At 36.9% G+C, this 6024-nt stretch carries 4 protein-coding genes; 2 read left to right on the forward strand and 2 right to left on the reverse strand.

The features are described 5' to 3' along the window. The first annotated feature begins 91 nt into the window (after nt 1-91). Both A9G30_RS11930 and ruvC read left to right on the forward strand, forming a co-directional pair. Nucleotides 92-835: a YebC/PmpR family DNA-binding transcriptional regulator gene (locus tag A9G30_RS11930; protein WP_065583422.1), complete on the forward strand. Its 744-nt coding sequence runs from the start codon at nt 92-94 to the stop codon at nt 833-835. Further along, nucleotides 835-1323: a crossover junction endodeoxyribonuclease RuvC gene (gene ruvC, locus A9G30_RS11935; RefSeq protein WP_065583423.1), complete on the forward strand. Its 489-nt coding sequence runs from the start codon at nt 835-837 to the stop codon at nt 1321-1323. The genes A9G30_RS11930 and ruvC overlap by 1 nt, the downstream gene beginning before the upstream one ends. 133 nt (nt 1324-1456) lie before the next feature. On the opposite strand, the gene A9G30_RS11940 is transcribed toward ruvC, so the two are convergent. Both A9G30_RS11940 and A9G30_RS11945 read right to left on the reverse strand, forming a co-directional pair. Further along, on the reverse strand, nt 1457-4666 hold the full coding sequence (locus A9G30_RS11940) for an efflux RND transporter permease subunit (protein ID WP_065583424.1): 3210 nt from the start codon (nt 4664-4666) through the stop codon (nt 1457-1459). 14 nt (nt 4667-4680) lie between these two features. Next, nucleotides 4681-5880 (reverse strand): efflux RND transporter periplasmic adaptor subunit, encoded by a 1200-nt coding sequence (locus tag A9G30_RS11945; RefSeq protein ID WP_065568138.1) that lies wholly within the window; start codon nt 5878-5880, stop codon nt 4681-4683. Between the last annotated feature and the right edge of the window lie 144 nt (nt 5881-6024).

A 6024-nucleotide genomic window follows, 5' to 3' on the forward strand; every position in this document is an offset into this window, starting at 1 on the left:
ATCAAAAATGAATAAACATATTGATAATGAATTTTAAGTAAAAGTTTGTTAAAATACAGCGATTTTAAAATTATTTAATCTGGAGAATTTTATGGCAGGTCATAGTAAATGGGCCAATACCAAACACCGTAAAGCAGCGCAAGATGCAAAACGCGGTAAAATATTTACCAAAATTATTCGTGAGTTGGTAACCGCAGCAAAACTTGGTGGCGGCGATCCAGCGTCAAATCCACGGTTACGTGCAGCAATGGACAAAGCATTATCGAATAATATGACCCGCGATACCATGAATCGAGCGGTTGCTCGTGGTGTTGGTGGTGAAGATGATAGCAATATGGAAACAATCATTTATGAAGGGTATGGCCCTGCTGGTACTGCTGTCATGGTTGAATGCTTAAGTGATAATCGTAATCGTACCGTATCAGAAGTGCGCCACGCCTTTACTAAAACGGGTGGCAATTTAGGTACTGATGGTTCAGTTTCATATTTATTTACCAAAAAAGGAGTTATTTCATATCCGACGGGTACCAATGAAGATCAAGTGATGAATGCTGCGCTTGAAGCAGGTGCTGATGATGTTGTTACTTACGATGATGGCGCTATTGATGTTTTTACCACACCAGAAACATTTGGTGAAGTAAAAGATGCACTTGATGCAGCAGGGTTAGTTGCTGAAGCCGCTGAAGTATCAATGATTCCAGCAACAAAAGTCGATCTTGACATTGAATCTGCACCAAAATTATTACGTCTGATTGATATGCTCGAAGATTGTGATGATGTTCAAGAAGTTTATCATAACGGTGAAGTTTCTGACGAGGTCGCAGCAACGCTTTAATGGCCATTATTCTTGGCATCGATCCAGGTTCTCGTTTGACGGGTTACGGTGTAATCCGCCAAACTGGGCGTCAACTTTCCTATCTTGGCAGTGGATGTATCCGTACTTCTGTTGATGATCTGCCTACTCGTTTAAAACGGGTATATGCAGGTGTCAGTGAAATTATACTCCAATTTCAACCCGATATATTTGTTATTGAGCAAGTGTTTATGGCTCGTAATGCCGACTCTGCGTTAAAATTAGGTCAAGCCAGGGGTGCTGCTATTGTCGCTGCGGTTAATAATAATTTACCAGTTTTTGAGTATGCTGCTCGTTTAGTTAAGCAGTGTGTAGTAGGAACTGGTGCTGCAGATAAAAAACAAGTACAGCATATGGTAAAATTATTATTAAAATTACCAGCTAGCCCGCAAGCCGATGCTGCTGATGCTTTAGCCATAGCAATTACCCACGCTCATACCAGCCAACAATTAATAAAGTCTCGTAAGTAATATATACTAAATATCAAGTAATGGTAGACATCTATAAACAAAAAATACGCCAATAAATTGGCGCATTTTTTATCTTAATATCGCGTTAAAATGCATGCCCAATATGCAATTTGATCCATGCATTAAAAACTAACTATTCAGTTTTTGCTTTTGAGCGGTTGGTTGGTAACACAGCTTTATTTTTATGTTTAGTAAATAATTTAGTTATAAATAAGAAGAATAACGGTACATAAAATATAGTTAAAAATGTTGCTGTTAACATACCACCAATTACCCCAGTACCTACTGCATTTTGACTTGCAGAACCAGCACCACTATTTAATGCTAGTGGTAGTACACCAAGAATAAAGGCAAATGAAGTCATCAAAATTGGACGTAGACGCAAACGGCAAGCTTCAAGTGTTGCATCTATTAACGATTTACCTTCTTTTTCAAGGGCATCCTTGGCAAACTCAACAATCAAAATAGCATTTTTAGCTGACAGCCCCATAGTGGTCAATAAACCAACAATAAAGTAAATATCATTATCAAGTCCTCTAAACATCGTTGCATAAACAGTTCCTAAAATACCAAGAGGAATAATGAACAAAATCGAAATAGGCACTGTCCAGCTTTCGTATAACGCGGCTAGTGACAAGAATACCACAATGATTGAAATAATATAAAGTGTCGTTGTTTGTGAACCTGTTTGACGTTCCTGATACGAAATGTCTGTCCAATCAAATGTAAATCCTTTTGGTAACTGTTTTGATAATTCTTCCATCACAGTCATTGCTTGACCAGAACTCATTCCAGGTGCAGCTAAGCCACTTATACCCATTGCTGCTACACCATCATAACGTTCTAAAGAGGGTGAACCATAAGTTTTTGTTGTGCTTGCAAATGCATCATAAGGTACCATTTGCCCATTTTTATTTTTGACATGCCAATAACTAAAATCATCAGGCAACATACGGTAAGGTGCATCAGATTGCAGATAGACTTTTTTAACTCGGTTATTATAAACAAAGTCATCAATATAAGCAGAACCTAATGCTGTAGATAATACAGTATTAACACTACTGACTGACACACCAAGAGCCTGTGCAGTTTCAAAATCAACATTAATTTTATATTGAGGAACATCTAACATACTAGCTGGACGTACTTGTTGTAAATCAGGATGATGAGAGGCTTGCTCAAGCATTTGGAAAAACGCAGCAACTAATGCTTGATGCCCTAATCCCGCAGTATCTTTAAGCATATAAGAGAAACCATTAGCCATACCTAAAGATGGCACTGCTGGTAAATTAGTTACAATTACACGACCTTCGGTTATGGTTGACGCAAATCTCATGCCGTCTCCAACTAAAGCGTTAACTTTTTGATCGGCTCGTTTGCGCTCATCCCAATTTTTTAATCGGATAAAACCCATCCCCATATTTTGCCCACGACCAACCATGCTAAAACCAGCAACAGTAAATATTTCCTCAACAGACTTTACTTTTTCTTCAGTATAAAAACGAGCGGTTTTATTTAAAACTGACATGGTTTGCTCTAATGTGGAACCCGGTGGTAATTCAACTAAAACTAAAAGCACGCCCTGATCTTCATTTGGTAAAAAACCTGTAGGTAAACGGTTAAAACCGAATAACAATCCAACGAGTATTAAAGCATAACAAACAAAAGCAACTATAGGCTTACGGATAACCTTAATAACGCTTTTCTCATAAGAACGTAAACTTTTATCATAAAAGTGGTTAAACCACTTAAAAAAGCGTTTAGTGCCTGTTGAGCACCAACTAAATGGAGGTACCGACTCTAATTTCTCACCTAATGAACTTTTCTTAACTTTATTTTTAGACGGCGCTTTCAAAATCTGCACACAAAGTGCCGGTGTCAATATAATCGCCATCAATACTGATAATCCCATTGCCGTTACTATGGTAATTGAAAACTGGCGATATATTCCCCCAGCAGCACCACCATAAAACGCCATCGGCACAAATACAGCAGATAAAACAACAGCAATCCCAACTAATGCTGAAGTGATTTGCTCCATCGATTTAACCGTTGCATCATAAGGCGATAAACCCTCATCATGCATGATACGTTCAACATTTTCAATAACAACGATTGCATCATCCACCAACAATCCAATAGCAAGTACCATAGCAAACATGGATAAGGTATTAATGGTAAATCCACAAATATAGAGGATCGCAAATGTCCCCAATAATACAACAGGTACAGTGATAGTAGGTATAAGTGTCGATCGAAGATTTTGTAAAAATACATACATGACAATAACAACCAAAATGATTGCTTCAATTAATGTATGAATTACATTGTTAATAGATAACTTAACAAATGGGGTTGTATCATATGGAAAAGAATATTTAATATCTTCTGGAAAAATTTTAGATAACTCTTCTAATTTTTTATCCACCTTTGCCGAAGTATCTAATTGGTTAGCGCCCGTTGCTAAATATATCCCGAGGCCAGCTGATACATTGCCATTATAATGAGAAATAAAGTTATAATCCGACGCGCCAATTTCAACGATTGCCACATCTTTTAATAAAATGTTAGAACCATCGGTATTAACTCGAACAAGAATATTTTGAAATTGTTCAGGTGTTTTTAAACGCGATTGTGCGGTAATGGTTGCATTAAGCTCTTGCCCTTCATTTACAGGTAAAGCGCCTAACTGTCCAGCGGTTACTTGTGCATTTTGCGCTTGAATGGCTGCAATAATTTCTTCAATTGATAGATTAAAGTAGGTTAATTTATTGGGATCAAGCCAGATACGCATAGCATATTCAGAACCAAATAATTGAGTATCACCCACCCCTTGAACTCGCCGAATTTGATCTTGCACAGTAGAATAGACGAAGTCAGCTATATCAGCCTGTGTTTTTTTCGGATTAGTTGAATAAAAACCAACAACTTTTAAAAAGCTGGTATTGTTTTTAGCAACAGATACGCCATTTTTTTGCACACTCTCAGGTAAGCGAGACTTAATACTCTCTATCTTATTTAAAACTTGCACTTGAGCAAAATCAGGATTAGAACCAGGCGCAAAAGTCAATGTTGTTTGAACAAAGCCTTGTGCACTACTGGTTGATTTCATATAAATGAGGTTATCTAGCCCTGTTAAATTTTGTTCAATCAACTGAGTTACTGTATTTTCAATAGTTTGTGCATCAGCACCCGGATAAGTTGCACTAACAGTTACAGAAGGGGGAGCAATATCTGGGTACTGTTCAACAGCCAGCAACTTTATACATAAGGCACCGCCTAGCATCATCATGATAGCAATTACCCATGCAAACACTGGTCTATCAATAAAAAACTTAGCCATAATTCAATCTACCCTTATTTCATACTATTTTGGAGAATACCATCTAATTGCTCCTGCGAAAGCTTATCAGGATCACCTATTTTTGTTACTTTCATTGGAGGGGCATCTTTAATTGGCTTTTCGACAGCGGTTAAATTAAGTAATCCAGTGATAATGACTTCTTCTCCTGCATTAATCCCTTTTGTTACAATCCAATAGCCACCTATTCCTGCATATACTTGGATACCCTGGCGATATTCTACTGTATTATCTGGTTTTAAAATTTTTGCAGTATATTGTCCAAATTGATTACTCGTAATTCCTTTTTGTGGAACAAGTATAGCGTTTTTTATTATGCCTAATGTTAGTCTAGGTTTAACAAACATACCTGGTAAAATCTTTCCATCATTATTTGAAAATTGCGAACGTAAAGTTACAGTACCTGTTGTTTCGTTAACCGTCATATCAGAGAATTTAATAGTACCAGCTTCGGGATATTTTGAACCATCGCTGAAAAAGAGTTCAACATTATTGCTCTTAATTGGTTCATAAATTACATTTTCATCTTGAAGATATTTATTGTAACGAGTTGCTGCTTCAGTCATATCAATATAAATAGGATCAAGTTGTTGAACTAATGCTAATGGGGAAGGTTGCCCTGCTGAAACCAAAGCGCCTTCGGTAATACTTGATTTACCAATATAGCCATCAATCGGCGAATACACTTTCGTATAATCCAAATTGACTTTAGCTGTATGCTCTGCCGCTTGTGCAACTAATACTGCAGCTTCGGCTCGCTTAGCATCAGCGGCAGCTTTATCGTAATCTTGTTGACTAATCGACTTACTATTTAATAATCCAGCATAACGCTTAAGAGTAAGTTGAGCAATATTTGCATTTGCTTTAGCACTAGCAACACTAGCTACCGCACTATCATAGTTAGCTTGATAAATAGCTGGATCTATCTGATAAAGAGACTGACCTGCCTTAACATTTGAACTTTCATCAAACTCACGTTTTAAAACAATACCACTCACTTGAGGTCTAATTTCGGCAATTTGAGATGCGACAACTCTACCTGGTAAATTAATTTTTAATGTATAACTTAATGGCTCAACCTTAAATACAGTTACCTTTGGTAAACCCCTCTGCGGTTTACCATTATCACAACTTGTTAGTAAAAGTAGGCTGGCAAGCGCCACAGGCAAGGCTAATAATAGCTTGTTAAATCTCATAAAAATGACCTCAGTACACTTAATAATTATTTTATTAAAAATAGATCTTATCTTTAAACGTAATTGGCGATTTTACAAAAAATATGCATAAATTGTAAGTAACTTTACAAGTTAATAGCACGGAGTTCTAAAAAATGAAGAACT

Source organism: Gilliamella sp. Fer4-1, assembly GCF_001690515.1.
GTDB classification, from domain to species: domain Bacteria; phylum Pseudomonadota; class Gammaproteobacteria; order Enterobacterales; family Orbaceae; genus Gilliamella; species Gilliamella apicola_C.

Excerpts from the sequence above, each read along its gene's own strand:
- A9G30_RS11930 (WP_065583422.1), top strand. The coding sequence starts at position 92 with ATGGCAGGTCATAGTAAATGGGCCAATACCAAACACCGTAAAGCAGCG.
- ruvC (WP_065583423.1), top strand. The coding sequence starts at position 835 with ATGGCCATTATTCTTGGCATCGATCCAGGTTCTCGTTTGACGGGTTAC.
- A9G30_RS11940 (WP_065583424.1), bottom strand. The coding sequence starts at position 4,666 with ATGGCTAAGTTTTTTATTGATAGACCAGTGTTTGCATGGGTAATTGCT.
- A9G30_RS11945 (WP_065568138.1), bottom strand. The coding sequence starts at position 5,880 with ATGAGATTTAACAAGCTATTATTAGCCTTGCCTGTGGCGCTTGCCAGC.